25 protein-coding genes are annotated in these 26,657 nt (G+C 50.8%); 12 read left to right on the top strand and 13 right to left on the bottom strand.

Annotated elements, in window-relative coordinates:
• Positions 1-19: 19 nt before the first annotated feature.
• The 3 genes from mrcB to pepB are packed head-to-tail and all read right to left on the bottom strand — an operon-like array spanning position 20 to position 6,075.
• Entirely contained in the window at positions 20-2,269 is a 2,250-nt protein-coding gene (mrcB, locus tag NV375_RS11365) for a penicillin-binding protein 1B (RefSeq protein WP_258808321.1), read from the bottom strand.
• Positions 2,270-2,294: 25 nt separating this feature from the next.
• Positions 2,295-4,787: an ATP-dependent helicase HrpB gene (gene hrpB, locus NV375_RS11360; RefSeq protein WP_258808320.1), complete on the bottom strand. Its 2,493-nt coding sequence runs from the start codon at positions 4,785-4,787 to the stop codon at positions 2,295-2,297.
• Between the two features lies 1 nt (position 4,788).
• Positions 4,789-6,075, bottom strand: a complete 1,287-nt coding sequence (gene pepB, locus NV375_RS11355; protein ID WP_258808319.1) for an aminopeptidase PepB — start codon at positions 6,073-6,075, stop codon at positions 4,789-4,791.
• 69 nt (positions 6,076-6,144) lie between these two features.
• Between pepB and sfsA the strand changes: the two genes are divergently transcribed.
• The 7 genes from sfsA (at position 6,145) to panC (ending at position 11,913) form a co-directional block, all read left to right on the top strand.
• Positions 6,145-6,870 (top strand): DNA/RNA nuclease SfsA, encoded by a 726-nt coding sequence (gene sfsA / locus NV375_RS11350; RefSeq protein WP_258808318.1) that lies wholly within the window; start codon positions 6,145-6,147, stop codon positions 6,868-6,870.
• Between the two features lie 93 nt (positions 6,871-6,963).
• Positions 6,964-7,416 carry an RNA polymerase-binding protein DksA gene (dksA, locus tag NV375_RS11345; protein ID WP_126774019.1) on the top strand — a complete coding sequence of 151 codons (453 nt, stop codon included), beginning with the start codon at positions 6,964-6,966 and terminating at the stop codon, positions 7,414-7,416.
• 1 nt (position 7,417) lies between these two features.
• The gene (gene gluQRS, locus NV375_RS11340; protein ID WP_258808317.1) at positions 7,418-8,269 is read left to right on the top strand and encodes a tRNA glutamyl-Q(34) synthetase GluQRS; all 852 of its coding nucleotides are present in this window, start codon (positions 7,418-7,420) and stop codon (positions 8,267-8,269) included.
• 75 nt (positions 8,270-8,344) lie between these two features.
• Positions 8,345-9,754 carry a polynucleotide adenylyltransferase PcnB gene (pcnB, locus tag NV375_RS11335; RefSeq protein WP_258808316.1) on the top strand — a complete coding sequence of 470 codons (1,410 nt, stop codon included), beginning with the start codon at positions 8,345-8,347 and terminating at the stop codon, positions 9,752-9,754.
• Positions 9,751-10,230 (top strand): 2-amino-4-hydroxy-6-hydroxymethyldihydropteridine diphosphokinase, encoded by a 480-nt coding sequence (folK, locus tag NV375_RS11330; RefSeq protein WP_258808315.1) that lies wholly within the window; start codon positions 9,751-9,753, stop codon positions 10,228-10,230. Before pcnB ends, folK begins: the two co-directional genes overlap by 4 nt.
• A gap of 40 nt (positions 10,231-10,270) precedes the next feature.
• The gene (gene panB, locus NV375_RS11325; protein ID WP_126774027.1) at positions 10,271-11,068 is read left to right on the top strand and encodes a 3-methyl-2-oxobutanoate hydroxymethyltransferase; all 798 of its coding nucleotides are present in this window, start codon (positions 10,271-10,273) and stop codon (positions 11,066-11,068) included.
• A gap of 5 nt (positions 11,069-11,073) precedes the next feature.
• Complete coding sequence (gene panC, locus NV375_RS11320) at positions 11,074-11,913, top strand: pantoate--beta-alanine ligase (RefSeq protein ID WP_258808314.1); 840 nt, start codon at positions 11,074-11,076, stop codon at positions 11,911-11,913.
• 1 nt (position 11,914) lies between these two features.
• Here the strand turns inward: panC and panP are convergent, their stop codons facing one another.
• The 6 genes from panP to mpl are packed head-to-tail and all read right to left on the bottom strand — an operon-like array spanning position 11,915 to position 18,030.
• Positions 11,915-13,570, bottom strand: a complete 1,656-nt coding sequence (panP, locus tag NV375_RS11315; protein ID WP_258808313.1) for a pyridoxal-dependent aspartate 1-decarboxylase PanP — start codon at positions 13,568-13,570, stop codon at positions 11,915-11,917.
• A 42-nt stretch (positions 13,571-13,612) separates the two neighbouring features.
• Entirely contained in the window at positions 13,613-14,320 is a 708-nt protein-coding gene (locus NV375_RS11310; RefSeq protein ID WP_258808312.1) for a tRNA (guanosine(46)-N(7))-methyltransferase TrmB, read from the bottom strand.
• Entirely contained in the window at positions 14,317-15,093 is a 777-nt protein-coding gene (locus NV375_RS11305) for an ABC transporter permease (protein ID WP_198677706.1), read from the bottom strand. Before NV375_RS11305 ends, NV375_RS11310 begins: the two co-directional genes overlap by 4 nt.
• On the bottom strand, positions 15,093-16,040 hold the full coding sequence (locus tag NV375_RS11300; RefSeq protein ID WP_126774035.1) for an ABC transporter ATP-binding protein: 948 nt from the start codon (positions 16,038-16,040) through the stop codon (positions 15,093-15,095). Before NV375_RS11300 ends, NV375_RS11305 begins: the two co-directional genes overlap by 1 nt.
• Positions 16,041-16,046: 6 nt before the next feature.
• Positions 16,047-16,685 carry a flavin prenyltransferase UbiX gene (locus tag NV375_RS11295; protein WP_258808311.1) on the bottom strand — a complete coding sequence of 213 codons (639 nt, stop codon included), beginning with the start codon at positions 16,683-16,685 and terminating at the stop codon, positions 16,047-16,049.
• Positions 16,672-18,030 (bottom strand): UDP-N-acetylmuramate:L-alanyl-gamma-D-glutamyl-meso-diaminopimelate ligase, encoded by a 1,359-nt coding sequence (mpl, locus tag NV375_RS11290; RefSeq protein WP_258808310.1) that lies wholly within the window; start codon positions 18,028-18,030, stop codon positions 16,672-16,674. Before mpl ends, NV375_RS11295 begins: the two co-directional genes overlap by 14 nt.
• A gap of 149 nt (positions 18,031-18,179) precedes the next feature.
• Here mpl and NV375_RS11285 point away from each other — a divergent pair, with 149 nt between their 5' ends.
• Genes NV375_RS11285 through NV375_RS11265 form a run of 5 tightly spaced genes read left to right on the top strand, consistent with a single transcriptional unit; the run spans position 18,180 to position 22,215 of the window.
• On the top strand, positions 18,180-19,172 hold the full coding sequence (locus NV375_RS11285) for a class 1 fructose-bisphosphatase (protein WP_258808309.1): 993 nt from the start codon (positions 18,180-18,182) through the stop codon (positions 19,170-19,172).
• Between the two features lie 50 nt (positions 19,173-19,222).
• The gene (gene ppa, locus NV375_RS11280) at positions 19,223-19,753 is read left to right on the top strand and encodes an inorganic diphosphatase (protein ID WP_258241051.1); all 531 of its coding nucleotides are present in this window, start codon (positions 19,223-19,225) and stop codon (positions 19,751-19,753) included.
• Between the two features lie 5 nt (positions 19,754-19,758).
• Positions 19,759-20,460: an ABC transporter ATP-binding protein gene (locus NV375_RS11275; RefSeq protein ID WP_258808308.1), complete on the top strand. Its 702-nt coding sequence runs from the start codon at positions 19,759-19,761 to the stop codon at positions 20,458-20,460.
• Positions 20,453-21,733 carry an ABC transporter permease gene (locus NV375_RS11270; protein WP_258808307.1) on the top strand — a complete coding sequence of 427 codons (1,281 nt, stop codon included), beginning with the start codon at positions 20,453-20,455 and terminating at the stop codon, positions 21,731-21,733. Before NV375_RS11275 ends, NV375_RS11270 begins: the two co-directional genes overlap by 8 nt.
• Positions 21,730-22,215 carry a DUF3299 domain-containing protein gene (locus tag NV375_RS11265; RefSeq protein ID WP_126774045.1) on the top strand — a complete coding sequence of 162 codons (486 nt, stop codon included), beginning with the start codon at positions 21,730-21,732 and terminating at the stop codon, positions 22,213-22,215. Before NV375_RS11270 ends, NV375_RS11265 begins: the two co-directional genes overlap by 4 nt.
• Before the next feature lie 22 nt (positions 22,216-22,237).
• On the opposite strand, the gene NV375_RS11260 is transcribed toward NV375_RS11265, so the two are convergent.
• The 4 genes from NV375_RS11260 to NV375_RS11245 all read right to left on the bottom strand — a co-directional run bounded on the left by NV375_RS11260 (position 22,238) and on the right by NV375_RS11245 (position 26,343).
• Entirely contained in the window at positions 22,238-22,999 is a 762-nt protein-coding gene (locus tag NV375_RS11260) for a TIGR04219 family outer membrane beta-barrel protein (protein WP_258808306.1), read from the bottom strand.
• 28 nt (positions 23,000-23,027) lie between these two features.
• Positions 23,028-23,456: a copper chaperone PCu(A)C gene (locus tag NV375_RS11255; protein WP_258808305.1), complete on the bottom strand. Its 429-nt coding sequence runs from the start codon at positions 23,454-23,456 to the stop codon at positions 23,028-23,030.
• A gap of 32 nt (positions 23,457-23,488) precedes the next feature.
• The gene (locus tag NV375_RS11250; RefSeq protein WP_126774048.1) at positions 23,489-23,800 is read right to left on the bottom strand and encodes a hypothetical protein; all 312 of its coding nucleotides are present in this window, start codon (positions 23,798-23,800) and stop codon (positions 23,489-23,491) included.
• A gap of 188 nt (positions 23,801-23,988) precedes the next feature.
• Entirely contained in the window at positions 23,989-26,343 is a 2,355-nt protein-coding gene (locus tag NV375_RS11245) for a TonB-dependent siderophore receptor (protein WP_258808466.1), read from the bottom strand.
• Between the last annotated feature and the right edge of the window lie 314 nt (positions 26,344-26,657).

The raw sequence follows: 26,657 nt of genomic DNA, 5'->3' as shown, positions 1-26,657 counted from the left end.
ATACCGCATGTCGTGGTGGTTAGAAAATTTTCTCCCACCACGACTTTTCTTCGATTTCTCCCGCACAGTTCATATCTTCGGCTACGTTCACCGGAAATGCCGGAAAGCTTCGTTGTTCACGGCAACCATCAGGAATCGGTATACCTGTTTGCGGATGGAACGCTTGATACTGAAGCGGCGCCGGCAGCGCAACATCGAGGGGCTGAACACCCAACTGGCTAAAGGTATTGGCCAGCACTGGCAAAGCACCTGTCGCCCCAGTAAGCTGAATCGGTTTATTGTCGTCTCGGCCGAGCCAGACCGTCATTAAGCGCTGAGCATCGTACGCAACAAACCAACTATCACGATAATCATTGGTCGTGCCACTTTTACCAGCGATAGCATCTAACCCAAACAGCTCTGCCAAGCGCTTGCCGGTGCCCTCGTTCACTACGCCACGCAAACCATAATTCACCAACGCCGTACTGAGCGGGTCAAATACCTCACGCCCAGCACTTGGCTGGTGTTCATACAAGCGCAAGCCATCATGATTCGTAAGTGCAGCAATCGTTGTATACGGACGATAGCGACCATAATGGGCCCATACACCGTAGAGCTCGGTCACCTGCAACGGGGATAACTCCACCGAACCGAGTGCCAATGCTGGAACGCTCGGAATCGGCGTGTCTATGCCGCCTTGGCGTAATTTCGTCACGATAGTATCGATACCGACTTCCAGCGCTAATTTGACTGCCGGTACATTGCGTGACTGTGCTAAAGCGTCATAAAGCATGATAGCGCCGACAAACTCACCATCATAATTTTCTGGCTGCCACACTTGCCCATCAACCGCCTCAAGCGTTATGGGGGTATCTTGCACGATACTGGCAAGGTTATAACTACCAGGCTGCGCCAAAGCCAACCCATAAACCGTGGGTTTTATGAGTGAACCCACCTGCCGCATTGCGCCGGTGGCACGATTGAAGCCCAGCTGCTGACGGTCGCGATCGCCAACGATAGCACTCAAACTAGCTTGTTGGTGATTGGCGATCACTGCAGCGACTTGTAATTCCTCACTCTCGCTCAAACGAGGTAACTGCTCGGCGATACTGTTTTCCACCGCTTGCTGCGCCATCGGGTCAAAATAAGTAAACACGCGTAAGCCTTGCTCGTTCCAGTCTTCAGGAACTTGCAACTGGCTCAGTTCATGTTTTACTTGGGCTAAATAATGCGGTGCCCACGTGCGCCCTTGGCGCTCTTGCCGCGACGAAACGAGAGGCTCTTCAAGCGCAGCTAGATAGGTCCGTTGATTGATCAATTGCTGCGCGAACATGAGCTGCAAGATCATGTCGCGGCGCTCTCGCACCCGCTCAGAATAACGGTACGGATTATAATACGATGGGCCTTTCACTATCGCGACCAACATCGCCATCTCGGCCGGACTGAGCTCTTCGACTTGTTTTCCGAAATAGAAGCGGCTAGCAAGACCAACCCCATGTATCGCACGGCCGCCGTCTTGACCAAAATAAATCTCATTAAAATAGGTCTCAAGGATCTCGTCCTTGCTAAAACGAAAGTCGATGATCAGCGCCATCAGCGCTTCATTTGCCTTGCGCAATAGGGTTTGCTCACGGCTCAGATAAAGGTTCTTCACCAACTGTTGGGTTAAGGTACTGCCACCTTGCACCGTATCCATGGCTGCCAAATTTGCCAACGCGGCGCGGCCGATAGAGCTTAGTGAAACACCAGCATGATGATAAAAATCTCGATCTTCCACCAATAATAAGGTTTCGATCAGCAGACTCGGCAATCGCTCAAGGCCAACGATTAAGCGGTCTTCGCCATTGTCAGCAGTGATTTGTCCCAACACTAAAGGGTCGATTTGAAAGCGATTCAATGCACGCCCATCAGGCATACTTTGTAATTGTTCAATAACGCCATTACGCGCAAACTGCACCCGAACTTTTTGCGCCATCGCAGGGCCATCGGCAAAGTCAAATGGACGCCGATGAACTTCAATGCTGCGGCCTTGGGTACGGTAGCTACCGCTTTCTGCCAGCGTCGCACTCTCGCGATAGCGCAGTTGTTGTAACTCTTGCAGCAGTTGTTGTGGGCGTAAAGGTTGCTGCGGCGCAAGTTCTAGCGGTCGCGCATAGACAATAGCGGATGCTTCGTAACGCTCGCTGGCGAAACGCTTCGTTAAGGAACTATCTAGGTAAATAAGATAGAAACCTAAAACCGCCACAAACACGGCCGCTAACTTTGCAAGAGTAACCCATAAAAAACGCATAGAGCTTCCAATATCCAATTCTGTCTTACTGCTTTAACATCCGCTTGGTTTTTTGCGTAGCTTGCGCTTGTAGCGGATCATCAGGCCAAGGATGCTTAGGATAGCGCCCTTTCATCTCTTTTTTTACTTGTTGATACGCATTTTGCCAAAAACTTGCTAAATCAGCGGTCCGTTGCAACGGTCGTCGTGCCGGTGACAACAACTCCAGCACAAGCGTAACTTGATTCTGACAAATTGTCGGAGACACCGGTTCGCCAAAAACTTCTTGTAGTTTCAGCGCAACCGTCGGCAGCTCACTTTGATAATCGATACGATGGCGCACGCCACTTGGCGCTTGCCAGTGGGTCGGGCACAGGCGCTCTAACTGCTGTTGTTGCGCATAATCCAAACGCGCCTGCAGCGCCGCAAGCGGTGACCAACGTTGCAACTCTGCAAAACTCTGGATCGATTGCCAGTAAGGCGCCGCCCAGCTTTCTAGCTCTTCCCTTAAGGCTTCAACATGAAAGTCTGGCCACGCTTGGCCAGCGCCCAAATGCTGGCGCGCCAAATTGACCCGCGCCAGAAACTGTTGCACTTCATCAGTCGCGAACAAGTTCGCTAAAATAGCGTGTTCGCGTTGCACCAACTCCACCAATAAATGCACACGCGCAGACGCCGAAGGTTGCTGTTGCGCCGGCCGTTCGGCCAGCACTAACGCTCCTAAACGCTGCCGCTCGACCGCTTGCAAACGTTGTTGTGGACCTTGCCACGCCAACTCGGTTTGCCAATGCAGATCGAGAGCCGGATGGTCGAGCTGAGAGCGGTCGAGCGCAACAAAATCATCAATGATCGCGTCGGCACTGCGCTCACTCAACCGCATTGACAGAATAAGTATCAGTGCAGCTCCGTTGCGCGTATCCTGCCCATGGAATTGAGCACCACCGCCGTAGGCCACAAGGTAGCTATCGCTACTACTGCGATGACTTGCGTTTCGAGATGCGCTCCGAGATACACTGCGGCATAAACCGACCCGGTCAGGGTAGCCCCACAATGCCATCGTTGCGACCTCCTCCGCACTGATCTCGTTGACTCGCTCCGTGACATCTAACTTACGTAGCCACCACTGCCAGCGCTGTCGAGCTTGCTTGCCCAGTTGCTGAGCGGTTATCGGCAAGTGTTGCTGAGCTGCCGGATAGTCAAGTTGTGCTAACAGCAACGCCGCCTTACTTCGGGTGCACTCGTCGAGATCCTGCGCAGCCACCGCAATACGCGCTATACGTGGTTCATTACCCAAGACTGCAACCTGTTGACCGACCTTCGTTAAATGACCACGCTCATCCAGCACACCTAACTGCTTAAGTAAGTGCTCGCCTACTTCCAAATGTACTGAATTGGGTGAACTCAGAAACTTTAAATCCTTAACCTCGCTACCCCAGCGTTTCGCTTCGAGCACTAAGCCAGCTAAGTCTTCGGTTTCGATGGCAGGCGCATCAAAGTCACGTAAACCTTGCGTATCCCCTTCAGCCCACATTCGAAAACAATGGCCGGGCCCCAATCGTCCTGCACGACCGGCCCGTTGCGTTGCCGCCGCCTTGCTAATGCGCTCAGTCGCCAGTCTCGTCAAACCATGGCGCGGATAAAACGTCGCCCGTCGCTCACGGCCGCTGTCGACCACCACATCAATACCCGGAATTGTGACACTGGTTTCAGCAATATTGGTCGCCAGCACCACTTTCTTTTGTCCCGACGGTAACGCCCGTAAGGCGGCCTGTTGTTCGGCAAGCGTCAGCTGACGATGCAGCGGTTGCACATGAATGTTCGCACCCAAGTCTAACGTTTTAGCTAAGTGGGTGATCTCGCGCCAGCCTGGTAAAAAAACCAATACCCCATGCTCGGCAAGCTGCACCGCCTCACGCACTACCGTTGCGGTATGGGGTAACCACTCACTGCGTGGCGGTACCGCTCGGTAGTGCATGGTGATCGGATGTTGCCGACCTTCGCTGACGAGTACTTTCGCATCACCAAGCCAATGTGCGATATGTTCCGCTGGCAGTGTCGCAGACATGATCAGTAAACCTAAGTCTGGTCGCAACGGCAGCGCCTCAAGTAACATCGCCAGACTTAAATCACTAAATAAATTGCGCTCATGAAACTCATCAAACAGTACGGCACCGATGCCGGTGAGCTCCGGATCTTGTTGTAGGTATTGAGTGAAGGTACCTTCGGTGACAATCAGCAGTCGTGTTGTAGAGCTGCTTCGTTGCTCACCGCGGACATGGTAACCCACTTGCTCGCCAACCGCTTCACCGAGCTGTTGGGCAAGATAATGAGCAATAGCGATAGCCGCCAACCGACGTGGTTGTAGTAATACAATACGTTGGCCCTGCCACGCCTCGGCGTGGAGTAGGGCCAGCGGTAAAGCGGTCGACTTGCCGGCACCGGGCGGTGCTTGCAAGACCAGCTTTTGTCCCGGTAACTGCGCTATTACTTCTGGGAGCAGCGCAGTTATCGGTAAATCATTCAGTTTTGACGCGGCCAACTTAGTCTTGTAGCAAAGCCGCAATAGTGCGCACTCCTAGAGCGGTTGCTCCAGTCGCCCACATGGCGTTCGCACTGTTGTGATAGGCCCCAGCAATATCGAAATGCAACCAGCCCTTGCCTTGATTTGGCGCAAAACGTAGTAAGAAGCCAGCAGCGTTACTTGCACCACCAGTACCACCACCTTTTTGCGGACGGCTATTCGCACAGTCGGCAAACGCCGAAGGCGTATTTTCCTGATGCCAACGCTGCAACGGTAAACGCCATAGGTTTTCCCGCTGAGCAGCTGCTGTACTAAGTGCTTGGTTGGCCAACTCATCGTCAACACTAAACAATGCGTTGTACTCATTACCCACCGCAACTTGCGCTGCGCCGGTTAAGGTCGCGGCATCCATGACACGTTTAGCGCCGACTTCACCCGCGTATTGCAGACCATCAGCTAAAACTAAACGCCCTTCAGCATCGGTATTCACAACTTCGACAGTGACGCCATTTTTATAAGTAATGATATCGCCAAGCTTGTAGGCGGTGCCGTCAACAAGGTTTTCTGCACAGCACAGCACCAGTTGCACGCGCTTCTGCAAACCTTGTTCGATGGCCAAGCCTAAAGCGCCAGCAACAGTGGCAGCGCCACCCATGTCGCACTTCATTGCCAACATACCTTCGCTTGATTTTAGGCTATAGCCACCCGAATCAAAGGTGATGCCTTTGCCAACCAGCACAGTGTCGATCTCTGCGTTTGCATCGCCACTCGGATTATAGTCAACCACTAACATACAAGGTGCATGTTTACTTGCACGGCCTACGGTATGAATGCCCATCCAGCCTTCTTGCACCAACTCGTCACCTTTAATGACTTTACTGCTGACCTTGTCTGGCGCTATCGAAGCTAACTTGTCAGCCACCCGTTGTGCTAACGACTCTGGGTAAATATCCGCCGGCGGTAAGTTAATCAATTCTCGCGTCCAGTTGACGATGTTACGCGTTTGGCTCAGCGCATCGGCGTTACTCGCCCATGCAACCTTATTCGTACTACGGGTGTCGGTATAACCATTAGCGAACGCCCACTGACGCTCAAAGTCCCAACCTTCACCGCTTAACTGCACTGAGCTCACACCTAGGTTATCAAGCTGGCGACCTGCTTTTTGCACTTTACGTAAGTTTTCGGTCTCGTCTTGGCCTAAATAAATCGTTGCCCCTTGGTCACCGACAATAACCGGTGCAGATTTTTTCCAAGCAGAATCCGAAAACTCTTGTTGAACAACAAAAACAGCAAGTGCAGTAGACATGGTTACAAGCTCCCAGTATGGTTGCGAATCAATTGAAGTATATCCTATCTAAGCTACATGAGGCTGACAATGCAGTTTGACAACCCCTTGCAGCAGGCTTTTTTAGTGCGCCGCTATAAACGCTTTCTGGCTGATGTTTATCATCCGGATTGGGCCGAACATAACACGCCTGATAACTCCATGACGGTGCATTGCCCAAATACCGGAGCGATGACGGGCTGCGCTGCATCAGGCATGCGGGTCTGGTTGAGTGACTCTGGGAATCCAAAGCGCAAATACCGTTACACTTGGGAACTTGCTGAAACCTCCGATGGTCACACCATTTGTGTCAACACCCACCGCGCAAATACAGCGGTTGGCGAAGCCCTAAAGCAACAGCTTTTACCCGAACTGGGCCAACTCACGGAGCTCACAGCAGAGCAACGTTACGGCTACGATAATCGACGGATTGATTGGTTGGCACGTAATTCCGAAGGGCAACAGCTTTATATTGAAGTTAAAAGTGTAACGCTGGCAGATGGCATGCAAGGGTATTTTCCCGACACCGTCAGTCAGCGTGCGAGTGACCACTTGCGAAGTCTGATGACGATGGTGGAAGAAGGGCATCGTGCTATTGTACTTTATTGTGTCTTTCACGGTGCGGTCGAACAGGTCAGCGCAGCACGACATTGCGACCCAAAGTACGCCGAGACAGCGCAAATCGCCAAGCAAAAAGGCGTTGAATTTTATGCGCTTAAGTGTTCAATTGATGCAAATGGAATAAACCCTGTTGGACCTTTACCAGTGACCAACTAAACAGACTGTTGCACAAATAAAATTGCGCAGGGTTGTGCTTTCTGGTATATGTACCGACCTTTTTGAAGAACCATCTCATATAGGAGATCCACAATGCCTCAAGGAACGCCGAAAAAAGCTCATGGCATTTTGGCACAAGCTGGCTTGGAACCATACCAAGAGCAGCCGAATGAAGAGTATATGAACGAGAAGCAGCGTGCGCACTTCCGCAAGATCTTGGAAGTTTGGCGCAATCAGCTTCGTGAAGAAGTGGATCGCACCGTGCATCACATGAAAGATGAAGCGGCTAACTTTCCAGACCCTGTTGATCGCGCTGCGCAAGAAGAAGAGTTCAGCCTTGAATTGCGTACCCGTGACCGCGAACGCAAGCTGATCAAGAAGATCGAAAAAACACTGCAAAAAATCGAAGCTGATGACTTTGGCTTCTGTGATCAGTGCGGCATCGAAATCGGTATTCGCCGTTTAGAAGCTCGACCTACTGCAGACCTCTGCGTAGACTGCAAGACACTTGCAGAAATTAAAGAGAAGCAACTTACTGGCGCCTAAGGTGGCCAGCGCTCTTCCTTATTGTGGACGCTTTGCCCCGACCCCGTCGGGGCCGCTACACTTCGGCTCGTTGATTGCGGCGGTCGCAAGCTACCTCGATGCCAAAGCTCACCAAGGCAAGTGGCTTGTACGTATCGAAGATGTTGATAAACCACGAGCCGTCGCCGGTGCCGATACCATCATTCTAAAGCAACTCGAAACCTTCGGTTTACACTGGGACGGTGAAGTACTCTACCAGTCGCGCCGCGACGCCGCGTATGGCGCTGCTTTAAGCCAACTACAAGAACGTAAGCTCTGCTATTACTGTACCTGCACACGCAAGCAGATAAAGACGCGCGGCCCTTATTACACCGGCTATTGTCGTACCAAGAATCGCAACGCAGATAACGCGGCGATTCGCTTTTGCAATGACCAGCCGGTAACGCAGTTTATTGACCGCTGGCAGGACGAAGTGGTGATTGAACCGACATTTGCTGCCGAAGATTTTGTGCTCTACCGTCGCGATCAACTTTATACTTACCAGCTTGCGGTCGTCGTAGATGACATCGAGCAAGGCATTACCGATCTGGTGCGTGGTGCTGATTTGTTGACGCCAACGGCTTGGCAACTGACCTTGTGGCAGCAATTAAGCACCCGCCGCCCGCGACTTATGCATGTACCATTGGCACTTGACGCTAATGGCCGTAAGTTGAGCAAGCAGAACCATGCGCCAGCGTTAGCTAGCAGTGAGATTCGGCGACAATTGCAAGAGGCCATGCAATTCCTTGGCATCACCGATATTGATGCGGGCAACAGCGTGGCGCAAATGTTGCAGCAAGCAACGACCGTTTGGGCGGCAAAGTATCTTTCCTGAAAGGCGTGGACAAGCTACAATACGCTGGTTTTTAATACAGTTGTCGAATAGGGAGACACAACCATTATCAAACGCATGAAAGCCCTCGCCAAAAAAGCGCTAGGCGCGAAAGAACAAAACAGCGAGTTACCGGCAAATATTCTTGCTAAACCCATCGTGATCTCCCGTGATCAACACCCTATCTCGCGTAAAGACATTGCCGAACCAGCGCTAAAAGTGCTTTATCGGTTGCACAATGCCGGTTACGAAGCATATCTGGTCGGCGGTTGCGTACGTGACTTACTGCTTGGCTTAAAGCCCAAAGACTTCGATGTCGCGACCAATGCAAGCCCAGAGCAAGTGCATAAGCTCTTCCGCAACTGCCGCTTAGTAGGTCGCCGCTTTCGCTTGGCACACATCATGTTTGGCCGCGAAGTTATTGAAGTGGCGACTTTCCGTGGCCACCATGACGATGAAACCGAAGAACAAAAACATGCTAAGCGCGATGCGCAGGGTATGTTAGTGCGCGACAACGTATATGGCACTATCGAAGAAGACGCTCAACGTCGTGATTTCACCGTCAACGCTCTGTATTACAACATTGCCGATTTCGCCATCTACGATTTTGCCAATGGCGTGCGCGACATTGAAGCTGGCGTACTACGAATGATTGGTGATGCTGAAACACGCTACCGCGAAGATCCTGTGCGTATGTTACGCGCCATCCGCTTCGCGACTAAGCTGTCCATGCGTATGGACGATAGCGTTGCACAGCCGATCAACGAACACGCGGCACTGTTACAAAACATTCCCCCAGCTCGGCTGTTTGAGGAATGCTTGAAGCTCTTTACCGCCGGTAAAGCGTTAGCCAATTTCGAAATGCTCAGCGACTATCATTTGTTTCAACAGCTCTTTCCGTTGCTGAAAAGCTACTTAGAAGCTCCCGATGAAGCACCTTATCAGATGATTCGGCAGACCTTCGCGGACACCGATAGTCGCATTCAGCAAGGGCTGAGTATAACGCCAGCCTATTTGTTCGCCGCGCTGCTTTGGTGGCCGTTACAAGCACGTATGGAACAGCTGATGTTCGAGAGTGGCTTGCCACCGATTGATGCGATGAACATCGCCGCCGCCGATGTTTGGGGACGCCAAGTACAGACCGTATCGGTACCGAAACGTTTTACGATTCCGGCACGGGAGATTTGGCAGATGCAGCAGCGCTTTGAGCGTGCCAAAGGTAAACGTGTGCAAACACTACTGAGCCACCCGCGCTTTCGCGCCGCCTATGATTTCTTGTTGTTGCGCGCAGCAACAGCGACCCCGTTAGAACGCAAGCAGCTCACTGCGCAAGCAGAATTTTGGACCGCACAACAAAAAGACCATTCGCCTAGCTCACCCGCCAACCATGACAACGCAGCGCCAGCACGCAAAAAGCGTGGCCGTCGCGGTGGCCGCCGCCGCGGTGGTCCGCGTAAAAAACCGAGCGGTGATGCACCTAAATCATGAGTACCATTTATGTTGGACTTGGCGCCAATTTAGGTAATCCAGTACAGACATTAACTGCGCTGCTGGAGCGGCTACAACAGGTGCCAGAACTCAGTCACATCAAGTGCTCTAGCTTTTATCGTAGTGCCCCGATGGGTCCACAAGATCAACCCGATTACGTTAATGCCGTGTTGTGTGCGCAAACACACCTTGCACCTTTAGCATTACTGGACTTGTTGCAAAACCTCGAGAATGAATTTGGTCGCGTGCGCAATCGTCGCTGGGGCGCACGTACATTAGACTTAGACCTACTGTTGTTTGCCGATGTAAGCCTGCACCATCCGCGCCTCACCGTGCCGCACCCAGGCCTTACCGAGCGCGATTTTGTGTTGGTCCCGCTGCACGAAATAGCACCCGACCTAACGCTTCCTGATGGCCGAAGTATCGGCTCACTCCTCGAGCATTTACCGAGCCATGACCTCATAAAAATTACCTGATACAATCGAAGCCATCGACGTACTTAGGTAAGGACCTAACATGGCAGCAACGACCATCGCCAAACTTGCAAAAATGAAAGCCGCAGGCGAGAAGATCGCCTCGCTCACCGCATATGACGCATCCTTCGCGAAACTATTCGCGCAGCAAGGTGTTGATTTTATGCTGGTCGGCGACTCGCTGGGCAATGTCGTGCTTGGCGAGTCCAGCACCTTGCCAGTGACGGTTGATGACATTGCTTACCATACCCGCGCAGTACGTAACGGTGCGCCAGACGCCTTTGTTATGGCGGATATGCCCTTTATGAGTTATGCCACGCCAGAACAGGCCTGCCAAGAAGCCGCAAAATTGATGCGTGCCGGGGCCAACATGGTCAAGCTCGAGGGCGGTGATTGGTTATTAGAAACCATTCGCCAACTCGTCGAACGCAGTGTTCCTGTGTGTGCTCACTTAGGTCTGTTGCCACAATCAGTGAACGTGCTCGGTGGCTATAAAGTACAGGGTAAAGAAGCAAGTGCCGCTGACAATACGTTGCGGCAAGCGCTCGCCCTACAAGAAGCTGGTGCACAACTTCTGGTTCTTGAATGTGTGCCAAGTTCTCTAGCCAAACGCATTAGCGCGGCGTTGGACATCCCCACAATCGGTATCGGCGCAGGGCCAGACTGCGATGGCCAAATCCTCGTCATGCATGACATGTTGGGCTTAAATAGCGACTACTTACCAAAGTTTGTGAAAGACTTTTTAGCCGAGGCCGGTGATCTTGCGGGTGCCGTTGAGCTTTACGTCAAACAAGTGAAAGACGGCAGCTTTCCTGGCCCCGAACACAGTTTCAAGGGTTAACGACCATGCAATTGTTTAAAAGTCTGCAAGAGTTACGGGCGTGGCGCGATCAGCAACAAGGCCGCATTGCCTTGGTACCAACCATGGGCAACCTGCATGAAGGGCACCTGAAGTTGGTCGACTTAGCGAAACAGCATGCTGACCTCGTGATCGCTAGTATTTTTGTGAATCCGCTACAATTTGGTGCCAACGAAGATCTTGATAATTATCCCCGAACTCTCGACGCTGACTGTCAAGCCCTTGCCGAACGAGGCGCGCATGGCGTTTTTGCTCCGCAAGTCAGCGACGTTTACCCGCGCGGGCTAGCGGCGCAAACCTTTATCGAAGTACCACAGCTATCGGATATATTGTGCGGCGCAAGCCGACCTGGACATTTTCGTGGCGTGGCGACGATTGTTGCCAAGTTATTCAACATGGTACAACCCCAGGTTGCCATCTTTGGTGAAAAGGACTTCCAGCAGTTACAAGTGATTCGCTTAATGACGCAAGACCTGAGCATGCCTGTGGAGGTTATCGGCATGCCGACAGAGCGTGCCGAAGATGGTTTGGCGCTAAGCTCGCGCAACGGTTACCTGTCGGTATCTGAGCGCCAGCAAGCCCCGCTCATTTATCAAACGCTTCGAGCTTTGGCGGCCGCCATTGTTGAGCAAAGGGTAGACCACGAGGTTGCGCTCGCAACCGCTCGACACCAGCTTGAAAACAACGGATTTCGGGTGGATTATCTCGAACTACGTCGGCAAGCAGACTTGCAAGCCGCTACGGCCGACGATAAAGAATTAGTCGTGCTGGTCGCTGCGTTCTTAGGCCGCACGCGCTTAATCGATAACCTGCAGTTCGCGCGCTAAGCTACCCTTGGCGCGCTAACAGCCCTAGTTCACGCATTTCGGTATGGAGAGCACCGCGTAAACTCATCGCCTCGTTAGCGATTTCGCGTTGCTCCTCCAACACCTCTCGCAACATCTCTATGGTCGTTAATGGATTTGCCAAGACCACACGAAACACCACGGTCGGCTCGCGATGATAATGACCAGGGTTCAGTTTGGTTCGTGACACAAACGAACGTCCGGTTTCACGCTGACGTTTTTGAATAAACCGCGTAATGGCATTCAAGTGCGGGGTTAAGCGCTTGACTTGTTCAGGAGTTGCGTGCTGTAACGCCGCTTTGACTTGGCGCGGCACAAAACGGTAGGTCAGCAAGCACAACTGCGGTTCAGTAATCACCTCAAAGTCGTCTTGTGCGGCGATCAACGCTGCAAAAGCTTTGGCCTTTTCAATGCTCTTATCAATAAGTAGCTCGTAGCCACGGCGACCCATCACATGCATCGCTGAATAAACCAGCATCGCCATCCCCGGACGCGAGCCTTCCATGGTATGCGCACCAAGGTCTTTCGAGCCGTGACGAATGACATACTCCGCATGATGTTCAATCGCTCGGACCATACCTGGCTCTTTAAACAGCACCATGCCCGCACCCATCGGCACATACATTTGCTTGTGCGCATCAATCGTCACGCTATCCGCGCGTTCGACTCCAGCGAGGAGCTGACGATGTTTTGCCGACATTAGCGTGGCTCCGCCCCATGCGGCATCTACATGGAAGTGTGCGCCGATCTCTGCGGCGTAGTCGGCCAACTCATTCAACGGGTCAATATGACCTGTTTCAGTAGTGCCACCAACGCCCACGATAGCAAGCACTTTGCCACCATCGGCGGCGACTTGATCGCAGGCTTCACGTAGTTTATCCAGACGAATACGGTTGTGGTCATCGGTGGCAACACCAATCAAATTGTGGCGGCCAATACCAAGTACGTCGGCAGCCTTGGCCAACGAATAGTGCCCGCGCTCCGACACCATCACCGTTAAACGACGGTAGCCATAATGCGACAAACCGGCCGCTAACCCCTCAGCGGCGACACCAGCGAAGCCATTGGTCGGTTTTAACAGCAAGTTACGTGCGACCCAGAGCGCAGTGATATTTGCCACTGTTCCGCCAGAACACATTGCTCCTAGCGAATGCTGCGCGCTGTGCATCCAACGTCGGTAAAAATCTGCATCACGGCCGTAAACCAGGTTATGTAACATCCCCAAAACGTTGCGCTCTAACGGCGTAAACGCTTTCGAAGTTTCAATCTTCACCAAATTCTGATTTAGGCCGACCATGAGTTTGGCCAGGGGTAACAGAAAGTAAGGCAAGGCTGAGGTCATATGCCCAATAAAGCGCGGTGATGAGGTGTGTACCGAATGCGCAACCAAGTTATTCAATAAGAATTCTGTGTGATCAGATACATAGCGCGGCTGTTCCGGTACCTCACTTGCCGAAAAGTTCTGCTCGATCTCGTGCAAAGGCTTCTCACGCGCGACAATATGCTCACCAAGAAAGCCCATTAGGTTTTCTGAAAGATCTTTTTCGATGCGACCGAGGGTCGACTCTGGAGCCTCTGGCAAAGTAAAGATCTTTAAGAGAGCTTCTTCACTTACTTCAGCAAAAACTTGGTCACTCAACGCTTCATCCTTAGAGCTGAAACTCAACGGTTACAGGACTGCTTATTCTGCCTCGATCGCGGAAAAATAGCGACCGTCTTCGGGTAGGTTAGCAGTCAATTGCCAAAGTTGCTGGCCACTGCGTTGATATTTGCGCTCAAACGGGGTGATTGCTGCGTGCTTGGCCAATAACGGCTGTAAACTCGCGGCACAGTTCACTAACGCCAAACTACTCGCAACTTCGGTTAAATAGGTGACCCAATTTGAACGCATGACCAACTCACCACCAAGGCCCAGAACATAAGGCCAGACTGGGCTGCCGTGCCAACGGCGGCTAAGGTGAGCAGCTTTAGGCCAAGGATTTGGATACAAAATGTAATGTTTCTCGAGTTGCCAATGTTGCTCGACTGCAAGTCGCCAGAAATCCTGTAGATCGGCGCGCACCAGCAAGTAGCGCTGCCCTTGCTCAGAAGTTTCATAATTGGCGTGCCGCTGCAGGCGATGGGCGGATTTATCGACGCCGATCACCAGTGCTTCGGGATGCTCCTGCGCCAGCCATGCAGTACTCTCACCTACGCCACAGCAGCTATCCAATATGATCGGACCGGACCATTGCGCAACCTGTTGCGCAGCCTGCTCAAAAGCCTCACGGTTATGTTCTTGAATCGGCTTTTTAAATGGCGAGCGCAAATGCCGCATAACGACTTGCGTGAGATCTTCATGATTGCCGTGCTGGTTCGTCGTTACTGGACGCGATTCCTTTGCTGTCACGAGCGAATCCCCACGCCACGCTGTAATAACGTGTACGCCGTCAAGAAGAAGCCAATGTTAAACGCGACAATCACGCCTAGCGCCACGCCGACGTTCACATCCGACACGCCCAAAAAGCCATAACGGAACGCATTTACCATGTACAAAATAGGGTTCGCTTGCGCAACGGTTTGCCACACTCCGGGGAGTAGACTAATGCTGAAAAATACCCCGCCCAAATACGTCAGCGGCGTTAATACGAAGGTCGGTACAATTGAGATATCATCAAAGGTTTTGGCATAAACGGCGTTGATAAGCCCGGCCAACGAGAACAATGTCGAGGTTAAAATCACCGTAAGCACTAAAATCCCAGCGTGATTAATACTGACGTTTTCGACGAAAGCGAACGATACCACGGTCACGATCACGGCGACAATCAACGCACGTGCCAAGCCACCGCCAACGTAGCCAGCGATAATCACCGGTGTCGATACCGGCGCGACTAACATTTCTTCGATGTTGCGCTGAAACTTCGCACTGAAGAACGATGATGCAACATTCGAGTAGGAGTTGGTGATGATCGACATCATGATCAGGCCAGGCACAATAAATTCCATATAAGGCCGCCCACTCATATCCCCAATCCGCTCACCAACGATGCTACCGAAAATGATGAAATACAGGGTCATGGTGATCGCTGGCGGTACCAAGGTCTGAATCCAAATCCGTAGAAAGCGGGTGCACTCTTTGATCCAGATGGTTTTTAAGGCAATAAAACTATACGACGCTGCCATTATTTCGCTCCTGCTGCAGATTTGTTTGCTCGCCCACGCTCTACCAGATCAACAAACAGCTCTTCCAGGCGATTTGCTTTGTTACGCATCGACAGTACTTTAATTTCTTGTGCGCTTAGTTGCTCAAACACCTTGTTTAAGCCTTGCGACTTTTCGACATCTACCTCAATAGTGTGATCATCGGTTTGGCGCATGGTAAAGCCATCGAGTTGCGGTTCAATACGCTGCTCGTCACCCCGACTGATATCCAAAACAAAGGTTTCACGGTTCAAGGTAGCTAACAAACGCTTGATCGAGGTGTTTTCCACAATGGTTCCGTGATCGATAATCGCGATGTTGCGACACAAAGTTTCAGCTTCTTCGAGATAATGTGTCGTTAGAATGATGGTAATACCCTGCTTGTTAATCTCTTCAAGGTAATCCCACATGCTGCGTCGCAGCTCGATATCAACCCCAGCGGTGGGCTCGTCAAGAATCAATAACCGCGGCTCATGTAACAAGGCACGAGCGATCATCAGACGACGTTTCATGCCGCCCGAGAGCATGCGCGCAGGTGAGTCTCGCTTATCCCATAAGCCCAACTGCTTGAGGTAATGTTCTGCTCGTTCATGAGCCACTTCACGCGGTACACCATAATAACCAGCCTGGTTCACCACAATCTGGCGCACCGTTTCAAACTGATTAAAGTTGAACTCTTGCGGCACCAAACCAATTTGTCGCTTCAGTTCAACTAATTGAGTATCGAGGTCATAGCCGAAAACATTCACTTCACCCGAGGTTTTGTTCACCAATGATGAAATGATGCCGATGGTTGTCGACTTGCCGGCCCCATTCGGGCCTAGCAACGCAAAGAAGTCACCTTCTTCAACTTCAAGGTTGATCCCCTTTAACGCTTCGAAACCACCTTTATACGTCTTCCGTAAGTCTTTTATCGATAAAGCTTTCATGTACTGTTATGACTCCTCTCGCGCTGCTGACTGATCGTAGCCCCAACGCGGTTGCAGCTCTTGTGCTAACTGCAAATGATCAAGAATTCTCGCCACCACAAAATCAACCAAATCATCGATGCTTTGCGGCTGATGGTAAAAGCCAGGTGCAGCAGGCATGACCGTGACACCCAATTGCGCTAGCTTAAGCATGTTCTCTAGATGTAACGCCGACAGCGGCATTTCACGTGGTACCACAATCAATTGCCCGCGCTCTTTGATAACCACGTCCGCAGCACGCTCGAGTAGTGTGTCACTAGCACCGTGGGCAATAGCCGACAAGGTTCCCGTTGAGCATGGGCAAATCACCATACGTTTCGGCGCTGCTGAACCGGAGGCGACAGGCGAGAACCACTGCTCTTTGCCATAAACCTGCAATTGCTCAGCGGTGACCTGAAAGCGTTCTCGCAAGGCATCACCCATCGCTTTTGGCGCAGCCGGTAACTGCCAGTTCAGCTCGGTTGCAAAGACCACGCGCGCCGCACTGGACATCAGCAGATGAACCTGTTGCTGCTGTTGCAGCAAGCATTCTAACAAACGCACTGCATAAGGTGCACCCGAGGCGCCAGTAATCGCGAGTGTTATTGCCTGACTAGATCGACTCATGGTGATTCTCCTCTGCTGCTGTTAACGCCTTAAGCAAGCGTTGGTGCAAACCGCCAAAGCCACCGTTGCTCATGATCAAAACGTGATCACCAGGCGATAGAGTACGTTCCAATTTCTCGAGTAGTTCATCGGTGGTGTGGCTAATGTCTGCATTAGGCACATAGTCACTCAACTGCCACTCGATGCCTTCCGGCTGCAGCAAATAACAAGCATCGGCAGTCGCCAATGCTGGCGCAAGTTCCGCCGCATGCACACCACGTTTCATGGTGTTCGAACGTGGTTCCAACACAGCCACAATGCGCTCGGCACCCACTTTTGCGCGAAGCGCATCGATGGTTAGTCGAATAGCGGTTGGATGATGCGCAAAATCATCATAAACCGCAACGTTATTGGGGCTACCGAGTAACTCCAAGCGACGTTTGGTATTTTTGAACTCGGTAAGTGCTGCGCCAGCCACATCAAGTGGCACGCCAACGTGATGCGCTGCAGCCATCGCCATAATGGCATTGGTCGCATTATGCGTACCAACAATTTGCCATTGCACTTTGACGCACTCATTGCCATGCATGACTTCGAATTGCGTGGCATCGTCGCTTAATAATTTAAATTGCCAGTCACCACCTAGGGTCTGCAGTTCACTCCAACAGCCTCGCTTGAGAACTTCTTTTAGATTTTCATCTTGTTGTGGATAAATAATTTGACCATAGCCGGGAATAATTCGCACTAAATGGTGAAACTGCGTTTGAATTGCCGCGAGATCGGGGAAAATGTCAGCATGATCATACTCGAGATTATTGAGGATCAAGGTCGACGGCTGATAGTGTACAAATTTCGAACGCTTATCAAAAAACGCTGTGTCATACTCGTCGGCTTCAATGACAAAGAAATCACTGTTACCGAGCTGTGCCGAGCAACCAAAGTTAGCTAACACGCCACCCACTAAAAACCCCGGTTGATAACCTGCGAAAGCCAAAATCCACGCCAACATGCTCGAGGTTGTCGTTTTGCCATGGGTGCCAGCCACCGCCAAAACCCATTTATCTTGCAGTAATTCATCATGCAGCCATTGTGCCCCAGACCGATACGGAATGCGTTGGTTAAGCACCGCTTCCACCGCGGCATTGCCGCGGCTCAGCACATTACCAATGATAACAAGGTCAGGTCGTGGCTCGAGCTGTGAGGCGTCGTAGCCTTGATAAACAGTAATCCCTAATGCTGCCAGTTGGTCACTCATCGGTGGGTAAACGTGGGCATCGCTACCGGTGACATGATGTCCCATCGCCTTTGCCAGAGCGGCAATTCCTCCCATGAAAGTACCGCAAATGCCTAGAATATGAATGTGCATAAAAATTTAGCTCGTTCTACGTTATCGGTGCACGAAAATGCGGCTAGTGTAGCATGCAAGACACTTTTACGGAGATTCTTGCAGGCAATTTACCTATTTTTGCGGTAAACTTAGCCGCGATTTTGAGCAGCCCACCAAATGAGGATGTTATGCAGCGTTTAATACCGACGTTACGCCGTGATCAAGTCGCCGAAGGCCTAATCTCAGTCATCAATACTTTGCAGATTTGTGCAAAAGAAATCTCCTACCGACTCCATCAGGGAGAACTTGCCGGTGTTCTCGGCTCAACGCTTGACGAAAACATCCAAGGCGAAACACAGAAAAAACTCGATGTGCTCGCCAATCAGCTGCTAAAAGATATTCTGCTCGAAAATAAATTTGTCCGCGCGGTCGCCTCCGAAGAAGAAGAAGGCATTGTTGAAGGCTTTGACGACGGTCGTTATTTGGTCGCCTTTGACCCGCTCGACGGCAGCTCAAATATCGACATCAATAGCATGGTCGGGACGATTTTTTCGGTCTTACCAACGCCAACTGATGGTCGCTCCGGTACTGAAATGTTCTTACAGCCAGGTCGCGAACAAGTGATGGCGGGTTACGTTCTTTATGGCCCTTCAACGATGTTAGTGTTCACTACCGGCAAGGGCGTTCGAGTGTTCACTCTAGACACGACCGTTGGCGAGTTCTTGCTGACCGATGAAGATGTCGAGATCCCAGCAGACACCTGCGAGTTCGCTATCAATATGTCGAATTACCGTCATTGGCAGCCAGAAATGCGTACATACATTGACGATTTATTAGCAGGCGATACTGGGCCACGTTGCAAGAACTTTAATATGCGTTGGATTGCCGCAATGGTTGCCGACGTGCATCGCGTTCTCTGTCGCGGCGGTTTATTTACCTATCCTTGGGACAAACGTAAGCCAGGTAAACCCTACAAACTGCGCTTGATGTACGAAGGTAATCCAATGGCCTATCTGGTTGAGCAAGCCGGTGGTCGAGCCCATAGCGGCGAACAGCGTATTTTAGATATACAACCTGAGCACATCCATCAACGTATTGGCGTTATTTTGGGCTCAGCAAACGAAGTAGATACCTGTTTGAGCTATCTGCAAGGTTCGCATTCCGCGCCAAGCAACGTATAATAAGCGGCCAAAACTTTTATTCTGACTTTAAGTTATCAATAGGAAACACCATGAGCTTGAGTGATGTAAGTGCAGGCAAGAACCTGCCAGATGAAGTGAATGTGATCATCGAGATCCCTGCGAACGCAGATCCGATCAAATACGAAGTCGACAAAGATACCGGTACCCTTTGGGTTGACCGTTTTATGGCGACTCCGATGTTCTATCCAGCGAACTATGGTTTCGTCAACGATACTTTATCGCTCGACGGTGACCCGGTTGATGTTCTGGTTCCTACACCGTACCCACTGCAAGCTGGTTCGGTCATCAAATGCCGTCCAGTTGGTGTTTTGAAAATGACGGACGAGTCAGGTGAAGATGCGAAAGTTATCGCCGTACCTATCAGCAAGCTGAGCAAAGAGTACGATCACATTCAAGACGTGAACGACTTGCCAGAATTGCTTAAAGCGCAAATCACTCACTTCTTCGAGCGTTACAAAGAGCTCGAAAAAGGCAAATGGGTGAAAGTTGAGGGCTGGGGCGATATCAACGAAGCAAAAGAAGAAATCGTTTCTTCGTTTAAACGCGCGCAAGCCAAATAAAGCCTATGAGCACCTGTGTCGAGCTGAAGCAACTTCAGTTTACGTGGCCGGGTGCTCAGTTGCCGCTGCTGAGCATTCCAGAGCTAACGATCAATCGTGGTGAACGCGTTTTACTGCGGGGTGCAAGTGGTAGCGGCAAGTCAACGTTGCTGGGCCTTATTGCGGGCATTCACACCAGTGGCCCAGGCCAAGTAAAGGTGCTTGGCGAGGATCTTGCAGGTCTCAGTCAGCATCGCCGCGATCGCTTGCGGGCAAATGACATTGGCTATATTTTCCAACAATTTAATCTCTTACCCTATTTATCGGCAATGGCTAACGTGACCCTCGCATGCCAGTTTGCCCCAGCACGTCGTCAACGACTTGCGCAACAATCCATATCAGCGGAAGCAGAGAACTTATTAACCCGTTTAGGGTTAACCGCGGCACAACAACGGCAACCCGCACACCAGTTAAGCGTGGGGCAACAGCAGCGCGTGGCTGCTGCGCGAGCGCTACTTGGCAGCCCTGCTCTGATTATCGCCGACGAGCCAACGTCTGCGCTTGACCAAGCCCATCGCGATGACTTTATTCAACTCCTCTTTGAGGCCTGCGATGCGCAACAAACAACGTTATTGTTCGTCACGCATGACGCTACGTTAGCGCCTTTGTTTCCGCGGGCTATCGAATTGAGCGACATCAACCACGGCGGCGGAGGACGCGATGTTTAAACTCGCAATAGCCAGTCTGTGGAACCGTCGCGGTAGCGTGTGGCTGACGATCTTAGCCATTGCGGTAAGCACCTTATTATTACTCGGGGTTGAGCGTATACGCGTGCAAACCCAAGCGAATTTCTCAAATACAATTTCAGGAACGGACTTAATTGTTGGAGCCCGTACTGGCTCAACTGAATTATTGCTAAGTAGTGTTTTCCATATTGGCAATCTTTCGAATACTTTAAGTTGGCAAAGCTACGAGCATTTACGCGAGCTACCCGGCGTGACTTGGCATATTCCAATGGCGATGGGCGACAGTGTTCACGGCTTTCCGGTCATTGCGACCACCGATGCTTTGTTTGAGCGCTTTAAATACGGTAACAAACGGCCGTTGCAGTTTGCCGCAGGAGGCTCATTCCAGCAGCACGACGAGCTGACCATTGCGGTATTAGGCGCCGAAGCCGCAAGTGAGCGGCAATTGCAAGTCAATGATGACCTCATCGTCGCTCACGGTACCGGCGAGATCAGCTTTAGCCAGCACGATGCGCATCCATTTCGCGTCGTCGGTGTACTTAAACGAACAGGCACGCCTATTGATCGGGGCGTTTTTATTCCGCTAGAGGCACAAGGGCTTGTCCATGGTGAGTACCTTCCCGCCGATGAGCATGATGATCACGCCGGTGAAGACCATCAACATGACCGACATGAACATGAAGCGCATCAAGAGCCTCCGGTTTATACCCTGAGTGCGGTATTGCTGGGCCTTGAAAACCCCGCTCTTGCTTTACGCCTGCAACGCACCATCAACACGTATCGTGGTGAAGCTTTATCAGCAATAATGCCTGGCCTCGCATTACAAAATTTTTGGCGTACCTTAAGTCTGTTTGAACGCGCTCTGGTCGCTATCTCAGTACTCGTGGTTATTACGGGTCTGTTAGGGATGTTGACGACACTGTTGGCGAGTTTACGTGAACGCCGCCGCGAAATGGCAGTCTTACGTTCTATTGGCGCAGGACCTATTACGATTTTGGGGTTATTAGTCGTTGAGGCATTTGTCGTAACCTTGGTCGGTGTCATGTTGGGTACCGTCGGCCTCTATAGTGTGTTAATTTTTGGCGCCGAACTATTGCAACAACAGCTCGGTATCCACGTTAGCGCAAGTGTACTAACCTTGCGCGAGTTGTATCTTTTGTTAGCAATCTTACTTGCTGCAACGGTACTCAGTTTATTTCCCGCATGGCGCGCTTATCGCAACGCGTTAGCGGACGGACTTACGGTGAAGCTATGAAGTGGTTATTTGCAAGTATGTTGTCGTTCTGCGTGGCGTTTGCGCTGCCAGCTTACGGACAGGAGTTTGCTGAAACAGAATGGAAAGACCTCGTCCCTGAGGGCTACAAGCCCCCACCGGTCCGCAGTCAGGCCTTTTACGACATGAACCCGGAAGCAATGGGTCAGCCCGATATGAATGCGCCAGTGGTTGAAGCATTAGATGGTAAGAAAATCCGTATCCCAGGCTTCGTGGTGCAGTTGCAAGCTGAAGACAGCAAGGTAACGGAGTTTCTGTTAGTGCCGTATGAGGGAGCTTGCATCCACGTACCACCACCACCGCCCAATCAGGTTGTGCTCGTGCGCTTTCCGGAAGGCTATCCGATTCGCCAAGCTTTTAATCCAGTATGGGTTGAAGGCACGATTAAGGTTGAACGTGCTGAAGGTGATTTAGCTGTTGTCGCTTATCAAATGGATGCAGTGAATGTAGCGCCGTATCAATAACGGCGCTTATTGCTAGCACCGCTTAGAAATGAAATTCAACGCCTAAATAAGGCCCTTTGTACTCTAAGTTTGAGTAAATACCATCAAGGTCGTCTAGCTCAACATTGAAAACGCGATAACCCAGCTGCAGATTCACATCGACTGCGAGATTCTCGATAGGGCGATACTCAACACCAAACTCGTAATCTTCTACTTTTGAGTCTTCAATACTGACCGCATTAGCAAGACCATATAGCGTAAGGTCTGTCGCTGGAATGCCAACACGCACTTGACTGTACAGTGTTGGGATCCAACCGTCGGTACTTTGCCCTTGTAGCGTTTGTTGGCCTCGGACTTCGATACTACCATCCACGCGTTTCGCAGTTACACCAAGGTCGAACGACACTAAGTCATTATCGAAGAGTTCATAGTAAAACGTGTAGTCGGTGTGGCTCAGGTCAGCTGTGTAGTCAAGGCGACTATCGGCCGCAAATGTTGTGCCGAAAAACGAAAATTCTTCGTTGAGCAGCTGACTACCGTCGGTTGTAAGGTCATTTTGCCGAACTTTCACGTTAGGGATGAGCGGGATTGGATGTTCAAAGGCAATGTAAGCGCTGCCCTGCTGTTCATCACCAAACGAAAAATCAGGACTCATTTGCTCAGAGCCAAAAGACCCACTGGTATCCGTTTGCCAAGCCTGTACACCTGCATAAACACCGAATACGGTATCCGCATTCGCTTGCGGTGCTACCACAACACCAACGCTACTGGCTAGTAACGCCATAGCCATAGTTACTTTGCGCATGCCTTACTCCTTTAAACTCGACTAGCTATCATTTTAGCGACCGCACTTCGGCCACAACGTCTAGCGCGTCAGCATCGGTGAATTGCAGTTGAAAAGCAACGCTTTCGCCCACCCTAAACGGATTTTTTACACCAAAAAACATAATGTGATAGCTACCCGGCTGGAAAACCACCTGCTCTCCAGCATTAATAGTAAGCTCAGGCACGCGGCGCATGCGCATCATACCTTCTTCATTCATAACATGCTGGTGCACTTCGCTGGCACGTGAAGCATCACTATTGACGCCAATTAATGTAACGGCCTGAGCGCCGTCGTTACGAATAACAAAATAGCCTGCACCATTTTCTGTACCTGGGATCGTCGGTTTTACCCAAGCATCGCTGACCGTAACATCGGCCCAAGCACTCAGCGGCAAAACAAAACATGCTGCCAGTGCCAATAGTTGTAATCGCTTCACAAGATTCTCCCATGCTAATTCATGGGGTTAGTTTACACAGCTTTTGGGCGTTTTCGAACTAACAAATACAGAATCCCTAACAGCAACAGGTACGGCCATAGCCAACTAAAGAGAACTGCTACCAATGCCACGCCGGCAACAGCAACACCGACTGCGATGCTCCCTCCAATGGCAACTACCAGAGCAAAAGCGCCAAGCGCTATAGCGACCAAAACCAAACCCGTTACGCCGATACTAATCACTAAACCGACCACAGCACCGATCAGTCCTAAAATCTCGTCACCAAAAAGAAATAAAGCTAACAGTCCGGCGATAACCCAAAGCCAAGTTGATTGTTTACGCATAGTGTTCTCCAACTAAACCACTTCAAGCGGTTGCTACGTTTTATGTTGTACTTCTATGCTTTGTCTATTCAATATTCGTGCCATCTTTTTATTTCTTTTTATTCAACAGGTTATGTTTATGGAAAAGTGTGAGGCATAAAAAAACCGCCACTATGTGGCGGTTTTCACAACTCGATTCACAGTTAGTTTTAGAAGTTGTACGTTAGTTCAGCGTAGTAATACCCACCGTTAAAGCCGAATGGCGCGTTGGTATTTGGATACATAAAGATGCCGTTGAACTGACTTTCTGGACGTTGCTTGTCTGGATATTCATCGAACAAGTTCTGCACGCCCGCACTCACCGTTAACTGGTCAGTAAGCAAGTATTTGGCAGACAAGTCAGTAACCCATTTCGCGCTAAATTCAGTTTGCACACCTTGGTTGTTCTCGAGAACATAATCACCGAAGTAATTGAATGCTAGACGAGTTTCTAGATCACCTAGATTATGGGTAAACGCAACACTACCGCTATTGCGCGGCACTGAACGTGTCATTCGCGTGCGCTCAACACCATCAAACAGATTATCCTCTAACCCGTCGAGCAGGACCGGTAGATTAATGTCATCGATCTCAGTCTTATTGTAGCCATACGCAAGTTGTGCGCGTAAAGACCCCATCTGCTCAAGCTCAAATGTTTGCGAAGCAACCACATCAACACCTTGGGTGGTGGTATCAACGGCGTTTACAAAGAAGCGCGCATTGTCAGCACCGCTTGCGGCAAGAGCATCGCCAACGGCGGGAGAATCTTCTGGGCTCAAATCTCCGGAAAGGATAATGCGGTCGTCAATAGCGATCTGGAAAGCGTCAATGGTTAAGGTAAAGCCCTCGTAACCGTTATAGACCACACCTGCGCTAAAGCTTTGCGACTCTTCCGGCTCTAAACCTTCAATACCTAAAGCTTGGGCAACTGGACTAATATTATTAAAGGTACCGCTTTGCTCTGCCTGAAGGCCATCACCACGATCGACAAACAGGGTAGAAATATTCGAGAAATACAACTGTTGTACGCTCGGCGCACGGAAGCCAGTATTTGCCGTCGCACGAATTGCCCATTCATCATTTAGATCGTAACGACCAGATACCTTCCAGCTGGTATTACTACCGAAGTCCGAATAATCCTCGTATCGAACAGCTGCACCCCATTGAAAATTGGCGGTCAGCATATTTTCGACTTCTAAGTAGAAACCAGTGTTATCACGGGATTCATCAACCTCTGACTCAGGTTTAAAACCGGTAAAGCCCTGACTACCCGCAGGACGGTTCTGATAGCCACCGTTAAGATAAGAAGCTTCTTCACCTGCAGCGATTTGATAGCTGTTTTCACGGTAACTTACACCAAAGGCAACGGCGAGATCGGAGTTGTTGACGAACGGAAAGAAACGCTGAAAATCGATTGTCGCGTTAAATTCATCAGTGGTTAGGGTTCCCGCGTCAAATTCGGTTTGTGAGCTAGGACCAATCGAAGCATTTAAAGAGTTTTCTAAGCGGTACTGGAATTCACTTTCGCCAACACCAGCGCTAGCATCGACCGCCCAGCCTGACAGATCAAAACGATAGCCAACATAAGCTGACATGTCTTGGGTTTCAGGGCTCAATAACGGCAAGAAACCATCAGGATAAATTTCTACAATATTTCGGTTGTCGAGCGCACGACGATAAAATGCACCACTTTGCGACGTTCGATCACTCGCACCACCAAAGGCATAGAGTTCGCCCTCACCTACTGCCAGTGCGGCATTGAAAAAGACGGCTTTGTTCTCGAAGGATGCAGCACCTACATGGTGGTTCAATCGATCAAACGTTTCTTCACGCGGGTCGAGTTCACCATCAACAAGAGGGTATTGTTGACGCGGATCAAGGCCGGCACGATTGGTTTTATTTTTGTGGTGGTATTCAGCGGCAACGGTAAAGTGACCATCATCGCCCAAGGCAAATCCGGTGCTACCATGAACTTTGTACTGTTCGCCGTCGCCTTCATAGGTTTGCCCGGCATTTGCGGTGATCGAGCCACCTTCAGCTTGATCCTTGAGCACGATGTTAATAACACCAGCAATCGCGTCAGAACCATACAGCGCTGCTGCACCGTCGCGCAGCACTTCGATACGTTTGATAGAAGAAATTGGAATCGCGTTTAGATCAACGTTAGAACTGCCGCGACCGGTGGTACCATTTAGGTGAACCAATGCACTCATATGGCGGCGTTTGCCGTTTACGAGTACCAGTGTATGGTCCGGAGACAGTCCACGCAACGATGCTGGACGCACTGCGTCTGAGCCATCAGTGATCGATGAGCTTGGGAAGTTAAAACTAGGAACTGCATATTGCAGTGCACGAGCAGTTTCGGTAATACCGCTGGCTGATAGCTCTTCGCCTGAAATGATATCAACTGGTGCTGTGCCGTCGGTGGCTGTGCGCATCGACAAGCGTGAACCGATAACTTGAATGCGCTCTTCTGCTTCAACATTCGTGCCATTTTCGTCTTGTGCCAATGCGGCGGGGCTCATTACGGTTAAGCCGGACAGCGCGCCGGTGCTCAACATTGCGAGCAACGTCTTGTTCGTTTTCATGCTAATTACCTCTCCTAGATGAGTACTTCTTATAGTCCATTCAGCATAGCAATGGATCAGGCAAATGCTTAGTTGACTTTAGTCTAAGAAAGATAAAAGCGTTATTCGTTGTTCGTACGCTGCGCTGTTGGTCCGCTCGCTACGTTCGCTGTTCGAATAGCGTAGCGGACGAAGCACGAACAGCGTAGCGGACGAGCAACGCTTTTGGGGTCGTAAAACGAAAAAACCCCGAGCGTTAGCTCGGGGTCTCA

This window comes from Pseudidiomarina sp. CB1 (assembly GCF_024752025.1).
Lineage (GTDB): Bacteria > Pseudomonadota > Gammaproteobacteria > Enterobacterales > Alteromonadaceae > Pseudidiomarina.
Note: the sequence above shows the minus strand (reverse complement) of the source record. Positions and strands in the feature narration are given on the sequence as shown.

What these genes read in the sequence shown, in the direction of transcription:
- panC (WP_258808314.1), top strand. Translation starts at nt 11,074, where the DNA reads ATGCAATTGTTTAAAAGTCTGCAAGAGTTACGGGCGTGGCGCGATCAG.
- ppa (WP_258241051.1), top strand. Translation starts at nt 19,223, where the DNA reads ATGAGCTTGAGTGATGTAAGTGCAGGCAAGAACCTGCCAGATGAAGTG.
- NV375_RS11245 (WP_258808466.1), bottom strand. Translation starts at nt 26,343, where the DNA reads ATGAGCCCCGCCGCATTGGCACAAGACGAAAATGGCACGAATGTTGAA.
- NV375_RS11295 (WP_258808311.1), bottom strand. Translation starts at nt 16,685, where the DNA reads ATGAGTCGATCTAGTCAGGCAATAACACTCGCGATTACTGGCGCCTCG.
- panB (WP_126774027.1), top strand. Translation starts at nt 10,271, where the DNA reads ATGGCAGCAACGACCATCGCCAAACTTGCAAAAATGAAAGCCGCAGGC.
- NV375_RS11275 (WP_258808308.1), top strand. Translation starts at nt 19,759, where the DNA reads ATGAGCACCTGTGTCGAGCTGAAGCAACTTCAGTTTACGTGGCCGGGT.
- sfsA (WP_258808318.1), top strand. Translation starts at nt 6,145, where the DNA reads ATGCAGTTTGACAACCCCTTGCAGCAGGCTTTTTTAGTGCGCCGCTAT.
- NV375_RS11270 (WP_258808307.1), top strand. Translation starts at nt 20,453, where the DNA reads ATGTTTAAACTCGCAATAGCCAGTCTGTGGAACCGTCGCGGTAGCGTG.
- folK (WP_258808315.1), top strand. Translation starts at nt 9,751, where the DNA reads ATGAGTACCATTTATGTTGGACTTGGCGCCAATTTAGGTAATCCAGTA.
- NV375_RS11300 (WP_126774035.1), bottom strand. Translation starts at nt 16,040, where the DNA reads ATGAAAGCTTTATCGATAAAAGACTTACGGAAGACGTATAAAGGTGGT.
- NV375_RS11260 (WP_258808306.1), bottom strand. Translation starts at nt 22,999, where the DNA reads ATGCGCAAAGTAACTATGGCTATGGCGTTACTAGCCAGTAGCGTTGGT.
- pepB (WP_258808319.1), bottom strand. Translation starts at nt 6,075, where the DNA reads ATGTCTACTGCACTTGCTGTTTTTGTTGTTCAACAAGAGTTTTCGGAT.
- NV375_RS11285 (WP_258808309.1), top strand. Translation starts at nt 18,180, where the DNA reads ATGCAGCGTTTAATACCGACGTTACGCCGTGATCAAGTCGCCGAAGGC.
- mpl (WP_258808310.1), bottom strand. Translation starts at nt 18,030, where the DNA reads ATGCACATTCATATTCTAGGCATTTGCGGTACTTTCATGGGAGGAATT.
- NV375_RS11265 (WP_126774045.1), top strand. Translation starts at nt 21,730, where the DNA reads ATGAAGTGGTTATTTGCAAGTATGTTGTCGTTCTGCGTGGCGTTTGCG.
- pcnB (WP_258808316.1), top strand. Translation starts at nt 8,345, where the DNA reads ATGAAAGCCCTCGCCAAAAAAGCGCTAGGCGCGAAAGAACAAAACAGC.
- NV375_RS11305 (WP_198677706.1), bottom strand. Translation starts at nt 15,093, where the DNA reads ATGGCAGCGTCGTATAGTTTTATTGCCTTAAAAACCATCTGGATCAAA.
- dksA (WP_126774019.1), top strand. Translation starts at nt 6,964, where the DNA reads ATGCCTCAAGGAACGCCGAAAAAAGCTCATGGCATTTTGGCACAAGCT.
- NV375_RS11250 (WP_126774048.1), bottom strand. Translation starts at nt 23,800, where the DNA reads ATGCGTAAACAATCAACTTGGCTTTGGGTTATCGCCGGACTGTTAGCT.
- mrcB (WP_258808321.1), bottom strand. Translation starts at nt 2,269, where the DNA reads ATGCGTTTTTTATGGGTTACTCTTGCAAAGTTAGCGGCCGTGTTTGTG.